The 21,660-nt window shown below is 71.9% G+C and carries 22 protein-coding genes and 2 pseudogenes; 3 read left to right on the plus strand and 21 right to left on the minus strand.

Annotated features, from left to right (window positions below; genetic code table 11):
• Positions 1-43 precede the first annotated feature (43 nt).
• The 6 genes and pseudogenes from KSF81_RS03785 to KSF81_RS31840 all read right to left on the minus strand — a co-directional run bounded on the left by KSF81_RS03785 (position 44) and on the right by KSF81_RS31840 (position 6,232).
• Positions 44-1,078, minus strand: a complete 1,035-nt coding sequence (locus KSF81_RS03785) for an IS630 family transposase (protein ID WP_217381544.1) — start codon at positions 1,076-1,078, stop codon at positions 44-46.
• Between the two features lie 111 nt (positions 1,079-1,189).
• Positions 1,190-1,573: a lysozyme inhibitor LprI family protein gene (locus tag KSF81_RS03790; RefSeq protein ID WP_217377841.1), complete on the minus strand. Its 384-nt coding sequence runs from the start codon at positions 1,571-1,573 to the stop codon at positions 1,190-1,192.
• A gap of 149 nt (positions 1,574-1,722) precedes the next feature.
• Positions 1,723-2,790 carry a cytochrome d ubiquinol oxidase subunit II gene (cydB, locus tag KSF81_RS03800; protein ID WP_217377842.1) on the minus strand — a complete coding sequence of 356 codons (1,068 nt, stop codon included), beginning with the start codon at positions 2,788-2,790 and terminating at the stop codon, positions 1,723-1,725.
• Positions 2,791-2,795: 5 nt separating this feature from the next.
• Entirely contained in the window at positions 2,796-4,238 is a 1,443-nt protein-coding gene (locus tag KSF81_RS03805; protein ID WP_217377843.1) for a cytochrome ubiquinol oxidase subunit I, read from the minus strand.
• A gap of 97 nt (positions 4,239-4,335) precedes the next feature.
• On the minus strand, positions 4,336-4,683 hold the full coding sequence (locus tag KSF81_RS03810) for a hypothetical protein (protein WP_254453352.1): 348 nt from the start codon (positions 4,681-4,683) through the stop codon (positions 4,336-4,338).
• A gap of 114 nt (positions 4,684-4,797) precedes the next feature.
• Positions 4,798-6,232 (minus strand): annotated as a pseudogene (locus KSF81_RS31840) (DUF2125 domain-containing protein).
• On the opposite strand from KSF81_RS31840, the gene KSF81_RS03820 reads away from it, so the two are divergent.
• A complete protein-coding gene (locus tag KSF81_RS03820) occupies positions 6,119-6,688 on the plus strand; it encodes a gamma-glutamylcyclotransferase (protein ID WP_217377847.1) in 570 nt (189 codons plus the stop codon). The pseudogene KSF81_RS31840 and the gene KSF81_RS03820 sit on opposite strands and share 114 nt — an antisense overlap.
• Before the next feature lie 250 nt (positions 6,689-6,938).
• On the opposite strand, the gene KSF81_RS03825 is transcribed toward KSF81_RS03820, so the two are convergent.
• The 4 genes from KSF81_RS03825 to KSF81_RS03840 all read right to left on the minus strand — a co-directional run bounded on the left by KSF81_RS03825 (position 6,939) and on the right by KSF81_RS03840 (position 10,029).
• Positions 6,939-7,673 carry a 1-acyl-sn-glycerol-3-phosphate acyltransferase gene (locus KSF81_RS03825; RefSeq protein ID WP_217377848.1) on the minus strand — a complete coding sequence of 245 codons (735 nt, stop codon included), beginning with the start codon at positions 7,671-7,673 and terminating at the stop codon, positions 6,939-6,941.
• The gene (locus KSF81_RS03830; protein WP_217377849.1) at positions 7,673-8,326 is read right to left on the minus strand and encodes a YdcF family protein; all 654 of its coding nucleotides are present in this window, start codon (positions 8,324-8,326) and stop codon (positions 7,673-7,675) included. The genes KSF81_RS03825 and KSF81_RS03830 overlap by 1 nt, the downstream gene beginning before the upstream one ends.
• Positions 8,323-9,219 (minus strand): ABC transporter permease, encoded by an 897-nt coding sequence (locus tag KSF81_RS03835; RefSeq protein ID WP_217377850.1) that lies wholly within the window; start codon positions 9,217-9,219, stop codon positions 8,323-8,325. The genes KSF81_RS03830 and KSF81_RS03835 overlap by 4 nt, the downstream gene beginning before the upstream one ends.
• Before the next feature lie 123 nt (positions 9,220-9,342).
• Complete coding sequence (locus KSF81_RS03840) at positions 9,343-10,029, minus strand: cell division ATP-binding protein FtsE (RefSeq protein WP_217377851.1); 687 nt, start codon at positions 10,027-10,029, stop codon at positions 9,343-9,345.
• A gap of 279 nt (positions 10,030-10,308) precedes the next feature.
• Between KSF81_RS03840 and KSF81_RS03845 the strand changes: the two genes are divergently transcribed.
• Positions 10,309-10,767, plus strand: a complete 459-nt coding sequence (locus tag KSF81_RS03845) for a zinc-ribbon domain-containing protein (RefSeq protein WP_217377852.1) — start codon at positions 10,309-10,311, stop codon at positions 10,765-10,767.
• Between the two features lie 21 nt (positions 10,768-10,788).
• Here KSF81_RS03845 and KSF81_RS03850 read toward each other — a convergent pair whose 3' ends face one another.
• The 9 genes from KSF81_RS03850 to sppA all read right to left on the minus strand — a co-directional run bounded on the left by KSF81_RS03850 (position 10,789) and on the right by sppA (position 18,308).
• Entirely contained in the window at positions 10,789-12,075 is a 1,287-nt protein-coding gene (locus KSF81_RS03850; RefSeq protein WP_217381547.1) for a folylpolyglutamate synthase/dihydrofolate synthase family protein, read from the minus strand.
• A 122-nt stretch (positions 12,076-12,197) separates the two neighbouring features.
• Entirely contained in the window at positions 12,198-13,139 is a 942-nt protein-coding gene (gene accD / locus KSF81_RS03855; protein ID WP_217377854.1) for an acetyl-CoA carboxylase, carboxyltransferase subunit beta, read from the minus strand.
• Positions 13,140-13,143: 4 nt separating this feature from the next.
• On the minus strand, positions 13,144-13,995 hold the full coding sequence (trpA, locus tag KSF81_RS03860; RefSeq protein WP_217381548.1) for a tryptophan synthase subunit alpha: 852 nt from the start codon (positions 13,993-13,995) through the stop codon (positions 13,144-13,146).
• A 44-nt stretch (positions 13,996-14,039) separates the two neighbouring features.
• Positions 14,040-15,275, minus strand: a complete 1,236-nt coding sequence (trpB, locus tag KSF81_RS03865) for a tryptophan synthase subunit beta (RefSeq protein ID WP_217381549.1) — start codon at positions 15,273-15,275, stop codon at positions 14,040-14,042.
• A gap of 83 nt (positions 15,276-15,358) precedes the next feature.
• Positions 15,359-15,994 (minus strand): phosphoribosylanthranilate isomerase, encoded by a 636-nt coding sequence (locus KSF81_RS03870; RefSeq protein ID WP_217377856.1) that lies wholly within the window; start codon positions 15,992-15,994, stop codon positions 15,359-15,361.
• Positions 15,991-16,704, minus strand: a complete 714-nt coding sequence (pyrF, locus tag KSF81_RS03875; RefSeq protein ID WP_217377857.1) for an orotidine-5'-phosphate decarboxylase — start codon at positions 16,702-16,704, stop codon at positions 15,991-15,993. Before pyrF ends, KSF81_RS03870 begins: the two co-directional genes overlap by 4 nt.
• A 4-nt stretch (positions 16,705-16,708) precedes the next feature.
• Positions 16,709-17,047: a lipopolysaccharide assembly protein LapA domain-containing protein gene (locus KSF81_RS03880; protein ID WP_254453355.1), complete on the minus strand. Its 339-nt coding sequence runs from the start codon at positions 17,045-17,047 to the stop codon at positions 16,709-16,711.
• A complete protein-coding gene (gene ihfB / locus KSF81_RS03885) occupies positions 17,047-17,376 on the minus strand; it encodes an integration host factor subunit beta (protein WP_217377859.1) in 330 nt (109 codons plus the stop codon). Before ihfB ends, KSF81_RS03880 begins: the two co-directional genes overlap by 1 nt.
• 17 nt (positions 17,377-17,393) lie before the next feature.
• The gene (sppA, locus tag KSF81_RS03890) at positions 17,394-18,308 is read right to left on the minus strand and encodes a signal peptide peptidase SppA (RefSeq protein ID WP_217377860.1); all 915 of its coding nucleotides are present in this window, start codon (positions 18,306-18,308) and stop codon (positions 17,394-17,396) included.
• A 170-nt stretch (positions 18,309-18,478) separates the two neighbouring features.
• Between sppA and KSF81_RS03895 the strand changes: the two genes are divergently transcribed.
• On the plus strand, positions 18,479-18,856 hold the full coding sequence (locus KSF81_RS03895; protein ID WP_217377862.1) for a hypothetical protein: 378 nt from the start codon (positions 18,479-18,481) through the stop codon (positions 18,854-18,856).
• A 95-nt stretch (positions 18,857-18,951) separates the two neighbouring features.
• On the opposite strand, the gene rpsA is transcribed toward KSF81_RS03895, so the two are convergent.
• Positions 18,952-20,712 carry a 30S ribosomal protein S1 gene (rpsA, locus tag KSF81_RS03900; RefSeq protein ID WP_217377864.1) on the minus strand — a complete coding sequence of 587 codons (1,761 nt, stop codon included), beginning with the start codon at positions 20,710-20,712 and terminating at the stop codon, positions 18,952-18,954.
• A 287-nt stretch (positions 20,713-20,999) separates the two neighbouring features.
• Positions 21,000-21,654 (minus strand): annotated as a pseudogene (gene cmk, locus KSF81_RS03905) ((d)CMP kinase).
• Positions 21,655-21,660: the final 6 nt, after the last annotated feature.

Here is a 21,660-nt window from a genome sequence, read left to right on the forward strand (position 1 = left end):
AGAACTCGCCTGTTTCTATTGATCCGGCCTGGGTAATCTTGGGCTATGCAGCGTAGCGAAAGGTCCTATGCCCGAAGAAGCTGCGGACGCGATCGGGTAGCTTCGACAGCTTGCGCATGTGGCCGATGGCGGCACGCTTGAGCTGCACCTTGCTGCGTGCCGGCTCCTGGCGGGTGACCGCCTGCTTCAGGTCGCCGTTGACGCCCTCGTCCGGATTGAGTTCGGGGCTGTAGCCGGGGAGGTAGAACACCTCGATCTCGGCCTCCCGCCCGACAAGCCAGGCGCGGACCTTGGCCGAGCGATGGACCGGCAGGCGGTCGAGGATGAGGACGACTTTCTGGCCGGCATCCCGGACCAGACGGGCGAGGAAGCGGAGCAGGTCCGGTGCCGTGATGGCGCCGTCCAGCACCATCCAGCGCAGCTCGCCCTTGTTGGTCACCGCCGAGATCAGGCCGAGGTTGGCCCGCTTGTGGTTGACCCGCACCTCTGGCGTGCGGCCCCGGGGCGCGTAGCTGCGGCCGCGCACGTCATCAGAGCGCAGGCCGGTCTCATCACCCCAGAAGACAACGCCACCCTCGGCTTTGGCCCGGGCGGCAATCGCCGGGTAATCGTGCCGCAGCCAGCGCCGCACCGCTGCCGGGTCCTGCTCGTAGGCCCGTCGCAGCGGCTTCTGGGCGGTGAAGCCCCAGCGCGCCAGGTAGGTGCCCATGGTGCGCACCGCCAGCCGCACCCCGAAGCGCTGCCAGATCAACTCCCGCACCGCGGCTCGGCTCCAGAGCGCAAACGGCAGGCCCAACTCGTCAGGTATGTGGCGCTGGATCAGGACCTGGGCCTCCAACTCCTCCTCGGCGCCAAGGAACCGTCCATGCCCCGGCTCCGGCCCGCGCGGACCAGTCTGCAGCCCGGCCGCGCCCCGCTCAGCGTAGCGCTTGACGATGTCGAATACCCCGGTCGGGCTCAGCCCCACCTGCGCCGCAATGGCATCATAGGTCTGGCCAGCTTGGCGTAGCCCGATCACCTGTCGCCGGCGTTCCTCTTGCGCCGCCGCCGGCAGCTTGCGCATGTCCACATGCTTCATGCCGCCCATCTGGGCCGATCCTACTTGCCCTCAAGAGCACCCAAACCGGATCAATAACAAACGGATCGCGGCGCCGGCTTGCTCGACCACCGCCGCTACGAAGGCAGCATCCTAGTCGAACTTCATCGCCTGCTCGAGTTCGAGCGCCCTGTCCTGAGTCATGGCGCGAAAGCATTCGGCACCCTGGATCTGCCGGATCGAGCCTTCCTGGGACCCGTAGAAGCGGCAATTGGCATCGCGGTACTGAATCCACAGCCTTTGTGCTGCCCTCAATGGATCGCGTTGCCCGGGATCAATGCGTTTTTGGAGGGCCGCGTAGGCGGCATTCAGCCTCTGATCCCAAACTCTGGTGCGGGCATCCGCGCAGGCCACGATGGCGGTGGTGGTTGTCTGTTCCGCGCAGGGCCCGTAATCCTGGCCGAACATCTCAGCGGCGCAGGGAATGGCGGCCAGAGCCGCAAGCGATACGATGGACGGCAGGAGAAGCGTTTTCACGGCACGGGCTCCATGCTTGTCCCAGGGCGGAACACCGGATCAGACGCCCCGCAGCACCCAGCGCAGCACCATCGCCACCACGCCCACCGCCGCCACGCCAGCCCCCCACAGCACCAGGAACCACAACCAGCGCCGCGCCTTTGGCCCGCTCAATGATACCCCTGCCCCGCCTGCACCTTCCCGCGGAACAGCCAGTACACATACCCCGTATAGGCCAGGATGATCGGGATCAGCACCGCCGCCCCCACCAGCATGAACAACTGGGTGGAGCGTGGCGCCGCGGCGTCCCAGATGGTGATCTCGGGCGGCACCATCATCGGCCACATGGAAATGCCGAGCCCGGTATAGGACAGGAAGAACAGCCCCAGCGCGCAGAGGAAGGGCAGCCCATCCCGCCACAACACTTGGCGGGGCGGCACGGGCTCCGTCCGGGCCCGCGCCGCATGGCCGCTCTCCTCCAGGGCGCGGAACATCCGCCAGGCCAGGAACACCACCAGCACCGGCACCGGCAGGGCCAGCAGGATCAGCGGGAAGTCGAACCAGCGCGCCCGGAATCCCGGTTGCAGGAAGGGCATGATGAGGCTCACCGCCGCGATGAAGAGCAGCGTCAGGACGCCGAGCCGCCGCGCCAGCGCCCGCACCTGGTCCTGCAGCTCGCCCTCGGTCTTCCAGACCAGCCAGCAGGCGCCGAGCAAGCCATAGCCCGCCAGCAGCGCCACGCCGGTCAGCACCGAGAAGGGCGAGAGCCAGTCCCACCAGCCGCCGGCATAGGCGCGCTCCTCCACCTCGATCCCCTGCACCAGCGCGCCGAGCGCGATCCCCTGGGCGAAGGTCGCGACATAGCTGCCGCCGGAGAAGGAGCGATCCCACCACATGGTCTGCTTCAGAGTCTCGGTGCGGAAGCGCATCTCGAAGGCGACGCCGCGGAAGATCAGCGCCAGCAGCATGATGATGATCGGCATGTAGAGCGCCGGCATGATGGTGGCATAGGCCAGCGGGAAGACCGCAAAGAGCCCGGCGCCGCCGAGCACCAGCCAGGTCTCGTTGCCATCCCAGACCGGCGCCGTGGTGTTCACCGAGATGTCGCGGTCCTCCCTGCCATGGATCCAGGGGAACAGGATGCCGACGCCGAGATCGAAGCCGTCCAGGCAGACATAGAGAAAGACGGCGGTGGCGATCAGCAGCGCCCAGACGGTGGCGATGGTCTCGGCCGACATGGGCGCTACTCCCCGGGTGCAGCGGATTGGGCGGCGGCCGGCACCGCCCGGGGATCGACCGAGGGCGCCGGGGTGATGCCGGCGGTGCGGATCGGCTCGCCGCGCGGCGGGCCGCTCTCATGCGCCTCGGGCGGATGCCGGAACAGCCGGAACAGGTACCAGATGCCGGCGCCGAAGACGACGAAATAGACCACGACGAACATCGCCAATGAGGTCAGCACCGCCGGCGCGGCGATCGGCGAGACGCTCTCGGCCGTGCGCATCAGCCCATAGACCGTGAAGGGCTGCCGCCCGGTCTCCGTGGTGATCCAGCCGAAGGTCACGGCGATCAGCCCCGAAGGCCCCATCGCCACCGCCCAGCGCAGGAACCACTCGCGCCGGTACAGCGTGCCACGCCAGCGCAGCCAGAGCGAAACCAGGCCGAGCGCGATCATCAGCAGCCCGACCGCCACCATGATGCGGAAGGACCAGAAGACCAGCGGCACATTGGTGGGGCGGGCATCGCGCGGGAAGGCCTTCAGCCCCAGGATCTCGCCATCCCATTCATGCCGCAGGATCAGGCTGCCGAGATGCGGGATCTGGAGGGCCAGCCGCGTCTCCTCGCGCTCCATGTCCGGCATGCCGAACAGAATCAGCGGCGCGCCGCGGTAGGTTTCCCAATGCCCCTCCATGGCCGCCACCTTCTGCGGCTGGTAGTGCAGCGCCCAGAGGCCCTGGAGGTCGCCGAACACCGCCTGGGCCGGCGCCACCGCCGCGGCCATCCACATCGCCATGCTGAACATGATGCGCGCCCGCGCATTGGCGCCGTTCCGCAGCACATGGAAGGCCCCCACCGCGCCGACGATCATGGCGGTGGTGAGAAAGGCGCCGGTGATGGTGTGCAGGTAGCGGAAGGGGAAGGACGGGTTGAAGATGATCGCCCACCAGTCCTCCGGCAGGAAGCGGCCATCCGGGCCGATGCTATGGCCGGTCGGCGTCTGCATCCAGGAATTCGCGGACAGGATCCAGAAGCCGGAGATCAGCGTGCCGATCGCGACCAGCACCGTCGCGGTGAAATGCAGCCGCCGCCCCACCCGTTCCAGCCCAAACAGCATGACGCCGAGGAAGCCCGCTTCCAGGAAGAAGGCGGTCAGCACCTCATAGCCGAGCAGCGGGCCGAGCACCGGCCCGGTGCGGTCGGCGAAGACCGACCAGTTGGTGCCGAACTGGTAGGAGAGCACGATGCCGGAAACCACGCCCATGGCGAAGTTCACGGCGAAGACCTTCAGCCAGTAGCGGAAGATGTCGAGATAGATCTCCCGCTTCGTCCAGAGCCACAGCCCCTCCAGCACCGCGAGGTAGCTGGCCAGCCCGATGGTGAAGGCCGGGAACAGGAAGTGGAAGGTGACGGTGAAGGCGAATTGGAAACGCGCCAGGTCAAGCGCGCTGGGGAAGGCATCCCACAGCATGGGCCTCACACCTCCACATCCCGTGCCTGGAAGGCGTTAGCATGGGTGGCCATCCCCGCCGCGTGACAATATCACGAGCGGTTGTTCCGCCTCCGGGTCAGGCGGCGCGGCGGATGGCCGCTTCGGGCCGCCGGGTCTCCACCTCCAGCACGCCCACCACCTGGCCGAGATTGCCGGCGACCAGATGCACCATCTCCGCCGGCATCGCATGCAGCGTGATCTCGGCCCGCATCAGCTCGCCCTCGCGCCGCGCCTGGAAGGCATCGGGCACCAGGTCGCGCCTGGCGAGGGGTTGCAGCAGGCGGGGCAGCAGTCCGGGACAGGCTTCGGCCAGCACATGGAATCGGACGGCATGGGTATTGGACATCAGGGGTGGCTCCGGCTTCGGGCGCGAGGGGCAGGCGGCGGGGAGGAACCCGGCGGCGCGGCACGCGCCATTCGCCATGGCGCGGCTCAGGCGGCCGGGCCGGTAATTCGCGCAGTCAAGGTCCGAAGACGGGGCATGACGCCGACTATAGGGCGGCACCGGCCGGAAGGCCAGGGGGGCCGTGCGAGGGCGTCAGTCGCGCCCCGGCAACGAGGGGTCGTTCGCCGCATCGGGCGGCACCGGCCAGGTCCAGGCCGGCAGGCGGGCCACCGGGATGCGGGCCAGGGTCAGCGCCCGGTCCTCCAGGGTCAGCGGCACGTCGAGTTGCGGCGGGCCGCCCTCCGCCGGGACGCGGCTGAGCAGGCGCAGCACCGTGCGGGCGGTGGTGGCGGCGCGCGGCGTCAGCAGCCCGGCCGCGGCGGCGGCCTCCAGCGCCTCGCCGCCGCCGGCCAGGCGCAGCGTGCCGGCGCCCATGGGTTGCAGGTCCTCATCCAGCGTGAGCGTTGCCGTTGCGGTGCCGGCCACCTGGCCCCAGCGCAGGTCCAGCCTGCGCAATCCCAGTGTGCCGCCGCCATCGCGCCAGGCCTTCGCCTTGCGGGTGGGGCCGCGCCCGGGCGGCACCGGGCCGGTCAGCGCCAGGTCCAGCGCCAGGCTTTGCAGCCGGGGGCCGAGGGTGCGGACCGCCGGGGCGGCCGCGAGGCCGGGTGGCAATTCCACCGCCTCGGCACCGAGGCGCAGCGTCACCGCGGGCTCCCCCCTCGATGGCGGTGATGCGGGTCTCGATCTCCAGCTCGGCGGCACGGATCTCCACCGCGCCGGTGACGGTGCCGAGCCGCAGCCGCTCGGCCTCCATCCTGGCCTCGCGGGGCAGCACGTTGCGTTCGATCGGCAGGGTGGCGACCAGGCGGTCGGCGGTGAAGGGAAGCAGCATCTCGCCCAGCCGCAGGCGGTGGCGGCCGGGCATCTCCACCGCCAGCCGGTCGAGCCGGGGCGGCGAGAGGCGCAGCACCAGCGCCTCGGCCTGCCAGTCCATGCCGCCGGGCAGGGTGGCGCCGCCGCCTTCCAGGTGGAAGCGCGGCAGGGTGAGGGTGGCGGCGAAGGGCCAGCCGCCGCGCAGCGGCGGCGCATGCTCCACCCGCCAGCCCTGGGCGCGGCGGGTCTCGGCCCAGGCGGTGAAGCCGTCCTGCAATTGGCTGCCCATCCAGCGCCAGAGCAGCGCATGCCCGGCAGCGAGCAGGGCGAGAAGCAGGGCGGCGCCGAGCAGGCCGCGCAGGGCCAGCCGGCCGGCGCGCGCCCCGGCGGCGCCTCCCCTGCGGGGCGGCGGCGTGGCTTGCATGGTGCGGAGCGCTATACCCGCCCGGCGCGTCCATTGCGAATTCCCACATGCTCCTCCCGCAAGGGTGCCTTCCCGGTGCGACGCCTTCCAGTGGCGGGCCGGGCTTGTATCCTGGCGCGGCCGGAGCCCGTTCCAGGCCGGCCGCGTCGCCCGGATGACCCCAGAGATCGACCCTGCATGTCCGAAGTCCTGCCTGCCCTCTCCCCGCCGCTCGATCCGGATGGGCATCTCTATGTCTTCGGCTATGGCTCGCTGATCTGGAAGCCGGGCTTCCCGCATGCCGGGCTGCATCCGGCCCTGCTGCGCGGCTTCCACCGCCGCTTCTGCATCTGGAGCCGCCTCTACCGCGGCACGCCGGAGGCGCCGGGCCTGGTGCTCGGCCTCGACCGCGGCGGCGCCTGCCGGGGCTTGGCCTTCCGGGTGCCGGGGGTGGAGGCGCCGGAGGTGCTGGACTACCTCCAGGAACGCGAAATGCCCGGCAACGAGGCAGTCTATGAACGCCGGATGCTGCCGGTGACCCTGCTCGACAGCGGCCGGGTGGTGCAGGCGGTGGCCTTCGTGGCGGATCGGGCCCATGCCAGCTACTGCCGCCCGGCGGCGGAGCTGGCGGCGGCGGCCATCGCCCAGGGGGTCGGGCAGATGGGGCCGAACCGGGACTATCTCCTGAACACGGTGGCGCATTTGCGGGCGATGGGCGTGCGGGATGCCGGCCTCGACCGGATCGCGGCGCTGCTACCCCCAGCCTGACCGGCCTTCCCGCGGATTGTCCACAATCCGGCCAGCCCCACCGGACCGGAGGTGGATCATTTTCCGCAGCCCCGGCGCCTGCCGCGGCCGCTCACCGGAACCCCACAGAAAAACCTATCTATTTCAGATGGTTAGCGGGAAACGGTGGCTGTGGAAAACTCCCGCACACCGGATCGCAGGGGTGGAAAACCGCTTGTTCGCAGAGCTTTGGGGAGCCTTTCTGGAGTCATGGACGAAGACTGCGCCACTTCTAATCCACGGAGTTGTCCACAGGCTTGACAGCCACCAGTCGGGCGGTCTCGGCCTCGATCACCGCCTCCAGACATTGCAGAAGCGCTTCCCGCCGCAACCCTGCCGGCAGCGGCGGCAGGATCGCGACGGTGATGGTGCCGGGCCGCTTGCGGAAGGCCCGCCGGCCCCAATGCAGGCCGCTGTCGGTCGCCACGGGGATCACCGGCAGGCCGGTGACGGCGGCCAGGGCGGCGATACCGGGCTGGTAGGGCACATGCGCGCCGGGGGCAACCCGCGTGCCTTCCGGGAAGATCACCATCTGGCGGCCCTCCGCCGCCGCCTGCCGCCCTGCCCGCATCAGGTGGCGCATGGCGGCGCCGCCGGCCTCGCGGTCCACCGCGATCATCCGGGCCCGGCGGACCAGCCAGCCATAGATCGGAATCCACAGCAATTCCCGCTTCAGCACATAGGCGGGCCTGGGCAGCAGCCCGAGCCAGATGATGGTATCGAAGGCCGATTGGTGCTTGGCGGCGATCAGCGCGGCGCCATCCCGCGGCAGATGCTCGGTGCCCGTCACCCGCAGCCGGATGCCGCAGATGCTGCGCAGCAGCATCACCACGATCCAGGACCAGGCGTGGAAGATCCACAGCATGCAGCGCCGCGGCAGCACCAGCACCGGCAGCGCCGCCACCGCCAGGATCGCGGTCAGGGCGAAGAACAGCAGGTTGAACAGGGCGGAGCGCAGCCAAAGCATCAGCGGGATTCCAGGGGCGGCGGAACCGGGCGGGGGGCGAGCCCCAGCGCCGCGCCGAGCAGTTTCAGGTATTCGCCCACCAGCAGCGACCAGGTCCTGAGCCGCGCCATGGCGCCGGGGTTGCGCAGCCGCGCCGGCACCACGGGATGCGGCAGCAGCACCGCCTCCGGCAGGGCCCGTTGCAATCCCAACAAGGCGCGCGGCATGTGGTAGCCCGCCGTCACCACGCGGATCGAGCGCAGGTGCCGCGCCCGCGCCCAGCCGGCGATCTCCGCCGCATTGCCGCGGGTGCTGGTGGCCTGGTGGCCGAGCGTGACGCGGCCGGCCAGCGCGCCCGAGCCCAGCGCCCCCGGCTCCAGCGCCGCCATGCGCGCGAGGTCGGCCGGCGTCACGTCGCGGTGCACGCCGGAGACGATCAATTGCGCGTCCTGGTCCTCCAGCAGCAGCCGGAAGCCGGTCTCCACGCGCTCCGCGCCGCCGGTCAGCACCGCGATGCCCTCGGCGTGCCGGGCCGGATCGGCGGGCGGGACGGCGGCGCGATGCAGGAACCAGGCGAAGCCGGCCAGCCCGAGCAGCAGGGGCAGCAGCAGCACGGCACTCAGCAGCGCCGTCCGCCGCAGGCCCTGGCGCCGTCCATCGGGGCGCCGGCTCATGCCAGCCGCCGCAGCCAGCGCCGCACCGTGACCTGCGCCGTGACCCAGCCGATCCCGGCGCCGAGCACCGGCAGCAGCGCCAGCTCCGCCCAGGGCAGGCTGCCCCAGGGCAGGCCCAGCACCGAGGCCGCCGCCTGGCCGCCCAGCAGCGGCGCCGCGAGGTCGGCGAGCCCCGCCAGCACCGGCGCTGCCAGCACGGTGCCGGCCAGCGCGCCGAGCGCCACCAGGAGCGCCACGCGCCCGGCGAAGCGGCCGGCGATATCGGCATCCGTGGCGCCGAGGTCGTGCAGGATGCCGATCGCCTCCCGCCGCGCCGCGATGCCGGCGCGCACCGCCACCGCCACCACCGCGGCGGCAATGCCGGCCACCAGCAGCAGCGCCGCCAGGGTCACGCCCTGGAGGCTGCGGGCCAGCGCGACCAGCCGCGCCACCCAGACGCCATGCGCCTCCACCTGCGCGCCGGGCACCGCCTGGGCGATGCCGAGCGCCAGCGCCTCCGGCTGCTGCGGCAGGCGGCGCAGGTGCAACTCGATCACCACGGGCAGCGCCAGGCCGGCGGCGGCCCCGGGCGCCTCGCCGAGCCAGGGGCGGAGCAGCGCGGCGAGCCGCTCACGCTCCATCGCCTGGGCCTTGGCCACCTCCGGCAGGCGGCGCAGCGCCGCCAGGGCGCGCTCCACCTGGGCGGCCGGAGCGGTGGCGGGAAGCTGCACCGTCATCGCCGCCGCGGCCCCGCCCTGCCAGCGGGCGGAGAGATCGGATGCGCCCCGCGCCCCGGCCAGCGCCAGGGCGCCGAGCAGTGCCATGGCGGCCACCAGCCCCGGCAGCAGCCGATCCGACAGGGCGCGCCGGAGGCCGAGCGGATCGCGGCCCCGGCTGCGGCGCAAGGGGCGCATCACCGGTGGGTCTCCTGGGGCCTACGGCGCATTGCAGTCCCAACCGGACTGCAATGCGCCGTAGCCTGTTGTTTCCCGAGCAGATTCACGCCTCCTGGCGTCTCTGCCCTCCGGCGATCTGCTCTAACCATGCGCCACCAGCCGCCCCTCGGCCAGGCGCAGCGCCGGCGCCGGGTGTTCCTGCACCAGCGCCTCCGCATGGGTGGCGACCACCACCGTGGTGCCCAGCCGGTGCATCTCCTGCAACAGCGCCAGCACGCGCCGCGCCTGGGCGATGTCGAGATTGCCGGTAGGCTCATCGGCCACCAGCAGGGCCGGGCGCATCACCACGGCACGGGCGATCGCCACGCGCTGCTGCTCGCCGCCCGAGAGCGCGGCGGGCAGCGTGCCGGCCTTGGATTCCAGCCCGACCCAGCGCAGCATCTCCTGCACATCGGCGCGGATCTGCGGCTCCGCCCGGCCGGCGATGCGCAGCGGCAGCGCCAGGTTGTCGAAGACCGGCAGATGCGGCAGCAGGCGGAAATCCTGGTAGACCACGCCGATCCGCCGCCGTAGCCCCGGCAGCGCGCCGCGCCGGACCCGCGAAAGCGGCACGCCCAGCACCTCCACCTCGCCCCGGCTCGGCCGCAGCGCCAGTTGCATCAGGCGCAGCAGCGAGGATTTGCCGGCGCCCGAGGGGCCGAGCAGCCAGTGGAAACTGCCGGTCGGCAGGATGAAGGACAGGTCGTGCAACACTTCCGGCCCCGACCGGTCCCCGCCGGCCCCGGCCGGGCCGGCATAGCGCAGCCCAACACTCGCGAAACGCACCATGGCGCGGACAATGCCGCCCGCGACGCCAACCGCCAACAGCCGAAGGCACCGCCAGCGTGATTGCCTGCCCGGCTGGAGCGCCCCGTCCGCGGTTGCGAAGGGCGGGCCGGGACAGGATCAGTGGTGCAAGTCCAACGGAAAGAACCGTTGGACTTGCGCCACTGGCCTTGGTTTGGTGGGCCGATTCACCTGACGCTTGGGGACCAAGCGTCAGGATCGGACCACCAGGCGCCAAGGCGGCTTGCCGTGGCCGCGGCGCGCCCGCACATTGCGCCTTCGATGCGCATTGCCTGTCCTGCCTGCGAAGCCACCTACGAGATTCCCGAGGAGCTGATCGGGGCAGGCCGGAGGCTGCGCTGCGCCAAATGCGGCCATGCCTGGCTGGCCCAGCCGCCGGCCGCGGCACCCGGCGCCGTGCCGGCGGGCAGGACCGCGGCCGAGGCCCTGCGCGACGCCATGCCACCGCCAGTGCCGGAGGACGGGCGAGCCGATGCGGCGCGGGATCTGCCGCCGCCGCGCCCGGCGCCACGGCGGCTGCCGCAATTGATCGACCCGCCGCTGCCCCGGCTGGGCGACAACGAGCCGCCCAGGTCCTGGCTCTGGCTGGCCTGGGTCGCCTCGATCCTGCTGGTGCTGGTGCTGGTCGTGGCAGGCTGGGCCTTCCGGGACGATATCGTGGCCGCCTGGCCGCCGGCGGCACGGCTCTATCAGGCGCTCGGGATGATGGCGGGCAGATAGGCAGCGCCGCGGCCGCGCGCGTCAGGCCGGAGCGTCCGCCTTCAGCACCTCGCCCGCCAGATAGAGGCTGCCGCAGACCAGCACCCGGGCCGGCGGCCCGCCGCGCGGCAGTTGCGCCAGCGCCGCCGCCACCTCCGGGCCGGGCCGCGCGATGCCACCACTGGCGGCGATGATCTCCGGCACCGGCATGGCCAGGTGCTGCCCCGGCTCCGCCACCGCCCAGACCGTGCTGGCCAATGGCAGCAGCGGCGCCAGGAATTCCACGGCCGCCTTCGAAGCCTTCATGCCGACCACCAGATGCAGGGGCCGGTCCTGCCAGCCACGCAGATGCTCGGCCAGGGCCTGGCCGGCGCCGGGATTGTGGCCGCCATCGAGCCAGAGTTCCCAATCCGCCGGCAATTGCGCCGCCAGCGCGCCGTGCAGCCGTTGCAGCCGGGCCGGCCATTCGGCGCGGGCGAGGCCGGTGGCGATGGCGGCCGGCGTCAGCCAGGGCGGGTTCCAGGCGCGCAGCGCGGCGATGGCGATGCCGGCATTGTCCGCCTGATGCAACCCGGCCAGGCCCGGCGGCGGCAGTTCCAGCGCGCCCTGCGCGTCGGTGTAGCGGAGGCCGCCAGGCGCGGGTTCCATGCGCCAGTCCCGGCCACGCGCCAGCAGCGGCGCGCCGAGCGCTTCCGCCTCCGCGGCCAGCACGCCGAGCGCCGCCGGCTCCTGCCTGCCGGTGGCGCAGGGGATGCCGGGCTTCAGGATGCCGGCCTTCTCGAAGGCGATCTTCCCCAGGGTATCGCCGAGGAATTCCATGTGATCCATGGAGATGCTGGCGATGGCGGTGGCCGCCGGCCGCTCCACCACATTGGTGGCGTCGAAACGGCCGCCGAGCCCCACCTCCAGCACCAGCAGATCGGCGGGGACGCGGCTGAACAGCAGGAAGGCGGTGGCGGTGATGACCTCGAAGACCGTCAGGGCCGCGCCGGCATTGCGCCGCTCCACCTCCTCCAGCGCCGCGGCCAGGGCGGGCTCCTCCACCAGCGTCCCGGCCAGGCGGATGCGCTCATGGAAGCGCACGAGATGCGGCGAGGTATAGACATGCACGCGCTGCCCCGCGGCCTCGGCGATGGCGCGCAGGAAGGCGCAGGTGGAGCCCTTGCCATTGGTCCCCGCCACATGCACCACCGGCGGCAGGGCGCGTTCCGGATGGCCGAGCGCCGCCAGGACACGCTGCATCCGGCCGAGGCTGAGATCGATCAGCCGCGGATGCAGCGCGTGCAGCCGCTCGATGATGGCTTCGCTGCGCGCCTCCGGGACGACCATGGCTTCCTTGCGTGCCTCCGGCACGACGGCTTCCTTGCGTGCCTCCGGCACGACGGCTTCGTTGCGTGCCTTCGGCACGACGGTTTCCTTGCGTGCCTTCGGCACGACGGCTTCGCTGCGGCTCACGTGACGGGTGCGGGTTTCTCGGCCTCGGCGGGGGCGGGCAGGGCGGGCGGCGCCTCGACCTCCGGTTCCGGCAGTGATTCGGACTCGCGTTGCGGCACCCGCAGCAGGCCGATCAGCCGTGCCAGGGTGGCGCGCATCTCGCCGCGCTTCACCACCATGTCGAGGATGCCGTGTTCCAGCAGGTATTCGGCGCGCTGGAAGCCCTCCGGCAGCTTCTCCCGCACCGTCTGCTCGATGACGCGGGCGCCGGCGAAGCCGATCAGCGCGCCCGGCTCGGCGATCTGGAGGTCGCCCAGCATGGCGAAGCTGGCGGTCACGCCGCCGGTGGTGGGGTCGGCCAGGACCACGATGAAGGGCAGCCCCGCCTCCTTCACCATGCGCGTGGCGATGACGGTGCGCGGCATCTGCATCAGCGAGATGGCGCCCTCCTGCATGCGGGCGCCGCCGGAGGCGGTGAAGACGATCAGCGGGCTGTCCTGCAGCACCGCCAGCCGCGCCGCGGTGACCAGCGCCTCGCCGACGCCGGCGCCCATGGAGCCGCCCATGAAGGAGAATTCGAAGGCGGCGACCACGGCGCGATGCCCCTCGATGGCGCCATGCGCCACCACCACCGCATCCTCCTGCCCCGCCTTGGCCTGGGCGTCCCGCAGGCGTTCGCCGTAGCGGCGCTGGTCACGGAAGCGCAGCGGATCGGCTGGCGCCTTCGGCAGCTCGATCCGCTGCCAGTTGGGATCGAGGGTATAGTCCATGCGCTGCCTGGCGCCGACGCGCATGTGGTGGCCGCAATGCGGGCAGACATGCAGCGCGCGTTCGAGGTCGCGGTGGAAGATCATCTGCTCGCAGGCCGGGCATTTGTGCCAGAGATTCTCCGGCACCTCGCGCGGCCCGCCGAACAGCGTCTTGATCTTGGGCAGGGCCCATTCGCTGATCCAGTTCACGTCCTCAGGCCGCCTGCTTGCCGGCCGCGCGCACCGCCTCGGCCAGGGAGCGCACCTGGTCCAGCACCTGGCGCACCGTGTCGGGCCGGGCGCGGCCCGCCTCGTCCAGGCTGGCGGCCAGGGTATCGACCAGCGCGGTGCCGACCACCGCGCCATCGGCGAGCCGCGCCGCCTCCGCCGCCTGCTGCGGCGTGCGGATGCCGAAGCCGATGGCCAGTGGCAGGTCGGTATGGCGGCGGATGCGCGGCACGGCCTCGGCCAGTTGCGCCGAGGTGGCGCTGCGGGTGCCGGTGATGCCGGTGATGGAGACGTAGTAGACGAAGCCCGTGGTGGCCGCGAGCACGCGGGGCAGCCGCGCCTCATCCGTGGTGGGCGCCACCAGGCGGATCAGGTCGAGCGAGGCCGCGCGGGCCTGCGGCTCGATCTCGTCCGCCTCCTCGGGCGGCACGTCCACCACGATCAGCCCATCGACGCCCGAGGCCGCCGCATCGCAGCAGAAGCGGTCGATGCCATAGGACAGGATGGGATTGTAGTAGCCCATCAGGATGACCGGCGTGGCCGCGTCCTGCGCCCGGAAATCGCGCACCATGGCGAGCACGCCGGCCAGCGTCGCGCCGGCCTTCAGCGCCCGCTGCGCCGCCCGCTGGATGGAGGGGCCATCCGCCATCGGGTCGGTGAAGGGCACGCCGATCTCGATCAGGTCGGCGCCCGCGCCGGGCAGGCCGCGCAGGATGGCGAGCGAGCAGGCGGGGTCCGGGTCATAGGCCTGGAGGTAGGTAATCAGCGCGCCCCGGCCCTCGCGCTTCAGCGCCGCGAAGCGCTCCGCGATGCGCGATGCAGCCCCGGTCTGATTCACGCTCCGCTCCTCGCTCTGCTGCGGTGCTCCGCGATCGGACCCGCTCACATTTCCACTCCCAGATGCCGTGCCACGGTGAAGATGTCCTTGTCGCCGCGGCCGCAGAGATTCATCAGGATGATCTGGTCCCGCGGCAGGGTGGGCGCGAGGCGGATCACATGCGCCAGCGCATGCGCCGGCTCCAGCGCCGGGATGATGCCCTCGAGCTTCGAGCAGAGCTGGAACGCCTCCAGCGCCTCGTCATCCGTGGCGCTGACGTAGTTCACCCGGCCCAGCTCATGGAGCCAGGAATGCTCGGGGCCGACGCCGGGATAGTCGAGGCCGGCGCTGATCGAATGCGCCTCGGTGATCTGGCCATGCGCGTCCTGCAGCAGGTAGGTGCGGTTGCCGTGCAGCACGCCCGGGCGGCCCTTGGTGAGCGAGGCCGCATGCTCCTCGGTCTCGATGCCGCGCCCCGCCGCCTCCACGCCATGCATCTCGACGGAAGGGTCATCGAGGAAGGGAAAGAACAGCCCCATCGCGTTGCTGCCGCCGCCGATGGCGGCCACCAGCGCATCCGGCAGGCGGCCCTCGGCCTGCTGCATCTGCTGCTTCGCCTCCTCGCCGATCACGCTCTGGAAGTCGCGGACCATGACGGGATAGGGATGCGGGCCGGCGACGGTGCCGATGCAGTAGTAGGTGTCCTCGACATTCGCGACCCAATGCCGCAGCGCCTCGTTCATCGCGTCCTTCAGCGTCGCGGCGCCCGAGGTCACGGGCATCACCTCGGCGCCCAGCAGCTTCATGCGGAAGACATTGGGCTGCTGCCGCTCGACATCGGTGGCGCCCATGAACACCGTGCAGGGCAGGTCGAACAGCGCGCAGGCCGTCGCGGTGGCGACGCCGTGCTGGCCGGCGCCGGTTTCGGCGATGATGCGGGTCTTGCCCATCCGCTTCGCCAGCAGGATCTGGCCGAGCACGGCATTGATCTTGTGCGCGCCGGTATGGTTCAGCTCGTCGCGCTTGAAATACACCTTGGCACCAAGCGCCGGGTCCGCCGCCTTGGCGCGCAGATGCGCGGTCAGGCGCTCCGCATGCCAGAGCGGGCTCGGGCGGCCGACATAATGGGTCAGCAACCGGCGCCATTCGGCATCGAAACCCGGGTCGCGCTTCGCCGCCTCATAGGCGCGCTCGACCTCGAGGATCAGCGGCATCAGGGTCTCGGCCACGAAACGGCCGCCGAAGCTGCCGAAGCGGCCGCGGCTGTCGGGGCCCTGGCGGAAGGAATTCGGGGGGAACAGGGGTCAAGGCGGCCATCCTTTGATGGCGCCGTCATAGCGCCACACGGCCGGGCGCGGAAGCGGTGCCCTGATGACCGGTGGGCCTAGCCCCGCGCGGCCGCCAGGAAGCTGGCGATCCGGCCGGGATCCTTCACCCCCCGCGCCCGCTCCACGCCGGAGGAGACGTCGACGCCGGGCGCGCCGCTCATCCGGATCGCCTCCGCCACATTCTCCGGCGTCAGCCCGCCGGCCAGCAGCCAGGGGCGCGGGATGGCCTGGCCGGCGGTGAGCGACCAGTCGAAGGCGGCGGCATTGCCGCCCGGCAGTTCGGCGCCCACGGGCGGCTTGGCATCCAGCAGGAAGCGGTCCACCACCGGGGCGAATTCCGCCAGCGCCGCCAGATCCGCGGCGGAGCCGATGCCCAGCGCCTTCATCACCGGCAGGCCGAAGCGGGCGCGGATTGCGGCGCAGCGGGCCGGGCTCTCCGCCCCGTGCAACTGGATCAGGCCGAGCGGCAGGGCCGCCAGCACCGCCGCGATCTCGGCATCCCCGGCGTCCACGAAGAGCCCGACCCGGATCGGCCCCCCCGGGCTGCGGCCGGAGAGCGCCGCCGCCGCCGCCGGCGCCAGCGCGCGGGGCGAGGGCGGATAGAAGACGAAGCCCAGCATATCGGCGCCGCCGGCCACCGCGGCATCGAAGCCCGCCGCGTCATTCACCCCGCAGATCTTCACCAGTGTCACGCGGCCAGGCTCTCCGCGATCGCCACCGCCGCGGCGGCCGGGTCGGCGGCGCCGGTCAGCGGGCGGCCGAGCACGATCCAGTCGGCCCCCGCCGCCACCGCCTCGGAGGGCGTGGCGGTGCGGGCCTGGTCGCCGGCGGCGCTGCCCGCGGGCCGCACCCCCGGCACCACCAGCAGCGGTTCCGGGCCGAGCGCAGCACGCAGCGCCGCCACTTCCTGCGGCGAGCAGACCAGCCCATCCGCCCCCGCCGCTAGGGCCAGGCGGCCAAGCCGCAGCACCTGCTCCACCGGGCTGCCGGCCACGCCGGTATCGGCCAGGCCAGGGGCATCCAGGCTGGTCAGCACCGTCACCGCCAGCAGGATCGGCCGGGCGGCGCCACCCGCCTCCGCCGCCTGCCGCGCCGCCGCCAGCATCGCCGTGCCGCCGGCCGCGTGCAGGGTCAGCATGGCCGGGCGCAGCGGCAGTAGCCCGCGCACCGCGCCGGCCACGGTATTCGGGATATCGTGCAGCTTGAGGTCGAGGAAGACCGGCGCCCTGGCCGCGATCCGCCGCACCGCCTCCGGCCCCGCCGCGGTGAAGAGTTCCAGCCCCACCTTCAGCAGGCCGCAGCGGGGCGCCAGCGCCGCCGCCAGCGCCTCGGCATGGGCGAGGTCAGCGGTATCGAGCGCCGCGATCAGGCGTGCCACACTGTTTCCCGGCCGGTCCAGCATGGCGTCAGGCCGCCGGGCGCTGCAGCCGCGCCAGGTTGCTGGCAGGCGGCGGCACCGGGCCGACCTCCTTGGCCGCGCGGGCGCGGTGCTCGGCGAGTTCGGCATCCATCAGCCGCGCCGCCTCCTCCAGCCGGCGGGCGCGGCGGCGATATGGCAGCCCGGCCGCCCAGGCGATGCCGGCACCCAGCAGGAAGGCCAGGGCACCGATGAGGAGCACCGCCACCGAAAGCGGCACCGCCCATCCGAGATCGAAGGGCCAGAGGCGCAGCACCACCTCCTGCCGGTTCGACAGGCCGAACAGCACCAGCAGGATCAGCAACGGCAGCAGCAGGATCCAGCGCATCAGGCCACCTGTTCCGGGGTGCGGGCGGCGCGCAGCAGCGCCTGCGGCTGGCCGCCATTCACCCTCTCGCGCAATTCCTTGCCGGGCTTGAAATAGGGCACCGCCTTGCCGGCCACCGGCACGGCGGCGCCGGTGCGCGGGTTGCGGCCGGTGCGCGCGTCCCGCCGCTTGGCGGAAAAGGCGCCGAAGCCGCGGAGTTCCACCCGGTCGCCACGCGCCAGCGCGGCGGTGATCTCCTCGAAGATCGTCGCCACGATCAACTCGATATCGGGCTGGCGGAGATGCGGGTTCTCCGCCGCCAGTTGCGCGATCAGCTCGCTCTTGGTCATCGCCGTCATCCCGGGGATCAGCCCGGAGGCTGCCAGACCATGCGGAAACCGTCAACGCCAAGCCATTCTGAAAGCACGGTTTTTACCATGCCGCCAAAGAGCGAGCCAAGCAGCCGCTCGGAGACGCCGCGGGTTTCCAGGTCCTGCACCGGCAGATCCTCCGGCACCTGCCGTTCCGCCGCCAGCCAGGCCCGCGCCTCCGGCTCGCCGCCGATGGCATCCACCAGCCCGGCGGCCAGGGCCTGGCGGCCGCTGAAGATGCGGCCATCGGCGAGGCTGCGCACCACCGCCTCCTCCATGTGCCGGGCGGTGACGACCTTGGCCACGAACTGGTCGTGCATGTCGGCGATGACGCGGTTGAGCGCCTCCCGGCCCTCGGGCGAGAGCGGGCGGAAGGGGCTCGGCTGGTCCTTGAGCGGGCCGGAGGCGATGGTCTCGGCCCGCACCCCGATCCGGCCGAGCAGGTCCGAGGCGTCGAAACTCTGCAGCAGCACGCCGATGGAGCCGGTGACGGTGGATTCCCGGGCCAGGATGCGGTCGGCGCCGAGCGCCGTCATGTAGCCGGCCGAGGCGGCGGTGCCACGCATCACAGCCACCACCGGCTTGCTCTGCCGCAGCCGTTCCAGCGCGGCATAGAGCGCCTCGCCGCCGCCGACGCTGCCGCCAGGGCTGTCGATCGCCACGATCAGGGCGCGGGTGGCGTGGTCCTTGCCCAGCTTGTCGATCGCCTCGATCAGCTTGCGGTCATCGCCGATGAAGCCCTGCACCGCGAGCCGCGCCACATGGCCACGGCCCAGCAACGGCGCATCCACCGCCCTGCCCGCCAGCAGGATGATGCCGGCGGCCGCCAGCAGCACGGCGGCGGCACGCCAGAGGGACAGGCGGCGCTTGAGGCGCCGGCGGTCGATCAGCAGATCGGATTCGAGGCCCATGGGCGCTTCCTATCCCAGCAGGGCAGGCCGGGAAAGCGGACAGCGGGCAATTCGCCGGCGCCACCCGGAAAGGGCCATTTCCCCGTCGGAAATGAACGATGGCGGAACCGTATGAAACCAAATCATCGCCGACACATTTGCGCAATGCTGTTTGTTCCTGGAGGACCGACATGAGCATGAGAGGATTGGCTTGGGGTGTGGCGGCGGTCGGGGCGCTGGCCCTGGGCGCCTGCACCGACAGCATGAGGCAGCAGCCGACCAATGTCGGAAGCAGCGCCGCCGCCCCGATCGTGCCGGGCACCGGCCGCATCATGGGCGGCCTCGGCAATGCCGAGGTGCAGCGGTCGCAGGTTGGCGCGGGCGCGCAGGCGCCGATCGTGCCGGGCACCGGCCAGATCGTTGGCGGCGGCACCGGCAATGCCAGCATCCAGCGGACGCCGACGGGCCAGGGCGTGCAGGCGCCGATCGTGCGCGGCACCGGCCAGATCAATGGGGGCCTGGGCAATGCGGAGGTGCAGCGCCTGGGCGGCGGTGCGCCGCCGCCCTGAGGCGGCCGCGATACGAAAAGGGGCGGGGCCCGAAAGCCCCACCCCCTCCATTCGAGCCATGGCCGCGCCAGGGCTGACCCGGCGCGGCGCGAGAATCACTCCTCGCCGGCCATCTCCCGCCGCCGGCGGATCGCGGCGCCGAGGATATCGCCCAGCGAGGCGCCGGAATCGGTGCTGCCGTATTCCTTCATCGCCTCGCGCTCCTCCTCGATCTCCTTGCCCTTGATGGTCAGGGTCAGGCGGCGGGCGGCGCGGTCCACCATGACCACCTTCGCATCGACCTTCTCGCCCACGGCGAATTTGTCGGGGCGCTGGTCGGCGCGGTCCCGCGCCAGTTCGGCGCGACGGATGAAGCCGGTGAGCACCTCCTCGATCCTCACCTCGATGCCATTGGCCTGCACCTGGGTGACGACGCAGGTGACGATGTCGCCCTTGCGGACGCGGTCCAGCACCTCGGCGGCCGGGTCGGCCTCCAGCTGCTTGATGCCGAGCGAGATGCGCTCCTTCTCGGCATCGACATCGAGCACCTTGGCCTTGACGGTCTGGCCCTTCTCGAAGCGCGTGATCGCGGTCTCGCCCGGCTCGTCCCAGGAGAGGTCGGAGAGATGGATCATGCCATCGAGATCCGGGCCGAGGCCGATGAACAGCCCGAACTCGGTGATGTTGCGGATCTCGCCCTCGACGATGGTGCCGGGCGGATGCGCCTCGGCGAAGCTCTCCCAGGGATTGCCCTGGGCCTGCTTGATGCCGAGCGAGATGCGGCGCTTCGGCTCGTCCACGTCCAGGATCATCACGTCCACTTCCTGGCTGGTCGAGACGATCTTGCCGGGATGGGCGTTCTTCCGGGTCCAGCTCATCTCGGAGACATGCACCAGCCCCTCCACCCCCGGCTCCAGCTCCACGAAGGCGCCGTAGTCGGTGATGTTGGTGACGCGGCCGCTGAACTTGGCGCCGACCGGGTATTTCAGCGCCACGCCCTCCCAGGGGTCGGCCATCAGCTGCTTCATGCCGAGGCTGATGCGCTGGGTCTCCGGGTTGAAGCGGATCACCTGCACCTTCACCGGCTGGCCGATGGTCAGCACCTCGGAGGGGTGGTTGACCCGCCGCCAGGCGATGTCGGTGACATGCAGCAGGCCATCGACGCCGCCGAGGTCGACGAAGGCGCCGTAGTCGGTGAGGTTCTTCACCACGCCGTCCAGCACCGCGCCTTCCTTCAGGCCCTTGATGAGCTCGCCGCGCTGCTCGGTGCGGGCTTCTTCCAGCACGGCGCGGCGGGAGACCACGATATTGCCGCGGGCGCGGTCCATCTTGAGCAGTTGGAACTGCTGCGGGGTGCCCATCAGCGGCCCGACATCGCGCACCGGGCGGATATCCACCTGGGAACCCGGCAGGAAGGCGACGGCGCCGCCGAGATCGACGGTGAAGCCGCCCTTCACCCGGCCGAAGATGGTGCCGGTGACGCGCTGGTTGGCGGCATGCGCGCGCTCCAGCACGGTCCAGGCTTCCTCGCGCCGGGCCTTCTCGCGCGACAGGACGATGGCGCCGTCGCGGTCCTCGTAGCGCTCGACGAAAAGATCGATGAGGTCGCCGGGCTTCACCTCGGCCTGCTGCCCGGCCTGCTGCCCGACCTGCTGCCCCTGGGGGGCGAATTCCTTGAGGGGCACCCGCCCCTCGCTCTTCAGCCCGACATCGACGACGGCGACATCGTCCTCGACCCGGATGACGCGGCCGGTGACGACCGACCCTGCAAAGCCGGTATCGGGGCCGAGGGTGGCGTCGAGCAGGGCGGCAAAATCTTCATGCGTGTTGCCCGCCCCAGGGCGATCCTGGGTGGCGAGACTCGTGGCGGTTGCCATGCGGCAGTTGGTTCCTGGGAGGCCGGTCCGGAACTGCTTCCGGGACAGGCCAATGGTCCTGCGCCCCTCCGGCATGGCGGCGGTGCCGCCCATCCCAGGGCACGACTTGGTCCGGCGCTTTCGCTGCGGCCGTCGACCCGTTGCCAGGGCGGTGTATCGGCCCGCCCATTCCCGGTTCGGCCAGCGACGCCAGAGCAGCATAAACGCTCCCGGCCCCGCAAACACGAACACCGCGCCCTATATGGGGTCGCGGCTCCCCGTCGCCTAGCCCCTGGCGAGGGGGCCGGTCAAACGGAATCCTCCGGCACCGTCCGCAGCCGCCCGCGCACCAATTCCAGCGCCGCCGCGAAGGCGGCCTCGGCATCGAGCAGGGTGGTGTCCACCAGCAGCGCATCCGCGGCCGGGCGGAGCGGCGCCACCGGGCGGTTGGCGTCCTGGGCGTCGCGGTCGCGGATTTCCGCCGCCACCTGCGCCGGATCGGCCTCGATGCCGCGGCCGCGCAGCTCCAGCCAGCGGCGGCGGGTGCGCTCCGCCGGGGAGGCGGTGACGAAGAGCTTCACGGGGGGCTTCGGGAAAGACGACGGTGCCGATGTCGCGCCCGTCCAGCACGGCGCCATGGCGGCGGCCGAAGCCGCGCTGGAATTCCAGCAGGGCGGTGCGCACCGCCGGGATGGCGGCGACGGCGCTGGCCGCCATATCGGCCTCCGGGCCGCGCAGGTCGGGGCGGGCCAGGTCGGCGGCGGTGAGGGCCTCCGCCTCGGCCAGCGCCACCGGAGCGTCCCGCGGGTCGATGCCGCGGTCCAGCACCCGGCGGCCGACGGCGCGATAGAGCAGGCCGGTATCGAGATAGGCCAGGCCGAGCGTTGCGGCCAGGCGCCGCGCCAGGGTGCCCTTGCCGGCGGCGGCCGGCCCATCCACGGCGATGACCAGCCCAGCCCTCACGCCCGC

This window comes from Siccirubricoccus sp. G192 (assembly GCF_019084075.1).
Taxonomy (GTDB): Bacteria; Pseudomonadota; Alphaproteobacteria; order Acetobacterales; family Acetobacteraceae; genus G192.

Coding starts and splice junctions, on each gene's coding strand:
- KSF81_RS03785 (WP_217381544.1), bottom strand. CDS start 1,078: ATGAAGCATGTGGACATGCGCAAGCTGCCGGCGGCGGCGCAAGAGGAA.
- cydB (WP_217377842.1), bottom strand. CDS start 2,790: ATGTCGGCCGAGACCATCGCCACCGTCTGGGCGCTGCTGATCGCCACC.
- KSF81_RS03805 (WP_217377843.1), bottom strand. CDS start 4,238: ATGCTGTGGGATGCCTTCCCCAGCGCGCTTGACCTGGCGCGTTTCCAA.
- KSF81_RS03810 (WP_254453352.1), bottom strand. CDS start 4,683: ATGGCGAATGGCGCGTGCCGCGCCGCCGGGTTCCTCCCCGCCGCCTGC.
- KSF81_RS03820 (WP_217377847.1), top strand. CDS start 6,119: ATGTCCGAAGTCCTGCCTGCCCTCTCCCCGCCGCTCGATCCGGATGGG.
- KSF81_RS03825 (WP_217377848.1), bottom strand. CDS start 7,673: ATGCTTTGGCTGCGCTCCGCCCTGTTCAACCTGCTGTTCTTCGCCCTG.
- KSF81_RS03830 (WP_217377849.1), bottom strand. CDS start 8,326: ATGAGCCGGCGCCCCGATGGACGGCGCCAGGGCCTGCGGCGGACGGCG.
- KSF81_RS03835 (WP_217377850.1), bottom strand. CDS start 9,219: ATGCGCCCCTTGCGCCGCAGCCGGGGCCGCGATCCGCTCGGCCTCCGG.
- KSF81_RS03840 (WP_217377851.1), bottom strand. CDS start 10,029: ATGGTGCGTTTCGCGAGTGTTGGGCTGCGCTATGCCGGCCCGGCCGGG.
- KSF81_RS03845 (WP_217377852.1), top strand. CDS start 10,309: ATGCGCATTGCCTGTCCTGCCTGCGAAGCCACCTACGAGATTCCCGAG.
- KSF81_RS03850 (WP_217381547.1), bottom strand. CDS start 12,075: ATGGTCGTCCCGGAGGCGCGCAGCGAAGCCATCATCGAGCGGCTGCAC.
- pyrF (WP_217377857.1), bottom strand. CDS start 16,704: ATGCTGGACCGGCCGGGAAACAGTGTGGCACGCCTGATCGCGGCGCTC.
- KSF81_RS03880 (WP_254453355.1), bottom strand. CDS start 17,047: ATGCGCTGGATCCTGCTGCTGCCGTTGCTGATCCTGCTGGTGCTGTTC.
- ihfB (WP_217377859.1), bottom strand. CDS start 17,376: ATGACCAAGAGCGAGCTGATCGCGCAACTGGCGGCGGAGAACCCGCAT.
- sppA (WP_217377860.1), bottom strand. CDS start 18,308: ATGGGCCTCGAATCCGATCTGCTGATCGACCGCCGGCGCCTCAAGCGC.
- KSF81_RS03895 (WP_217377862.1), top strand. CDS start 18,479: ATGAGCATGAGAGGATTGGCTTGGGGTGTGGCGGCGGTCGGGGCGCTG.
- rpsA (WP_217377864.1), bottom strand. CDS start 20,712: ATGGCAACCGCCACGAGTCTCGCCACCCAGGATCGCCCTGGGGCGGGC.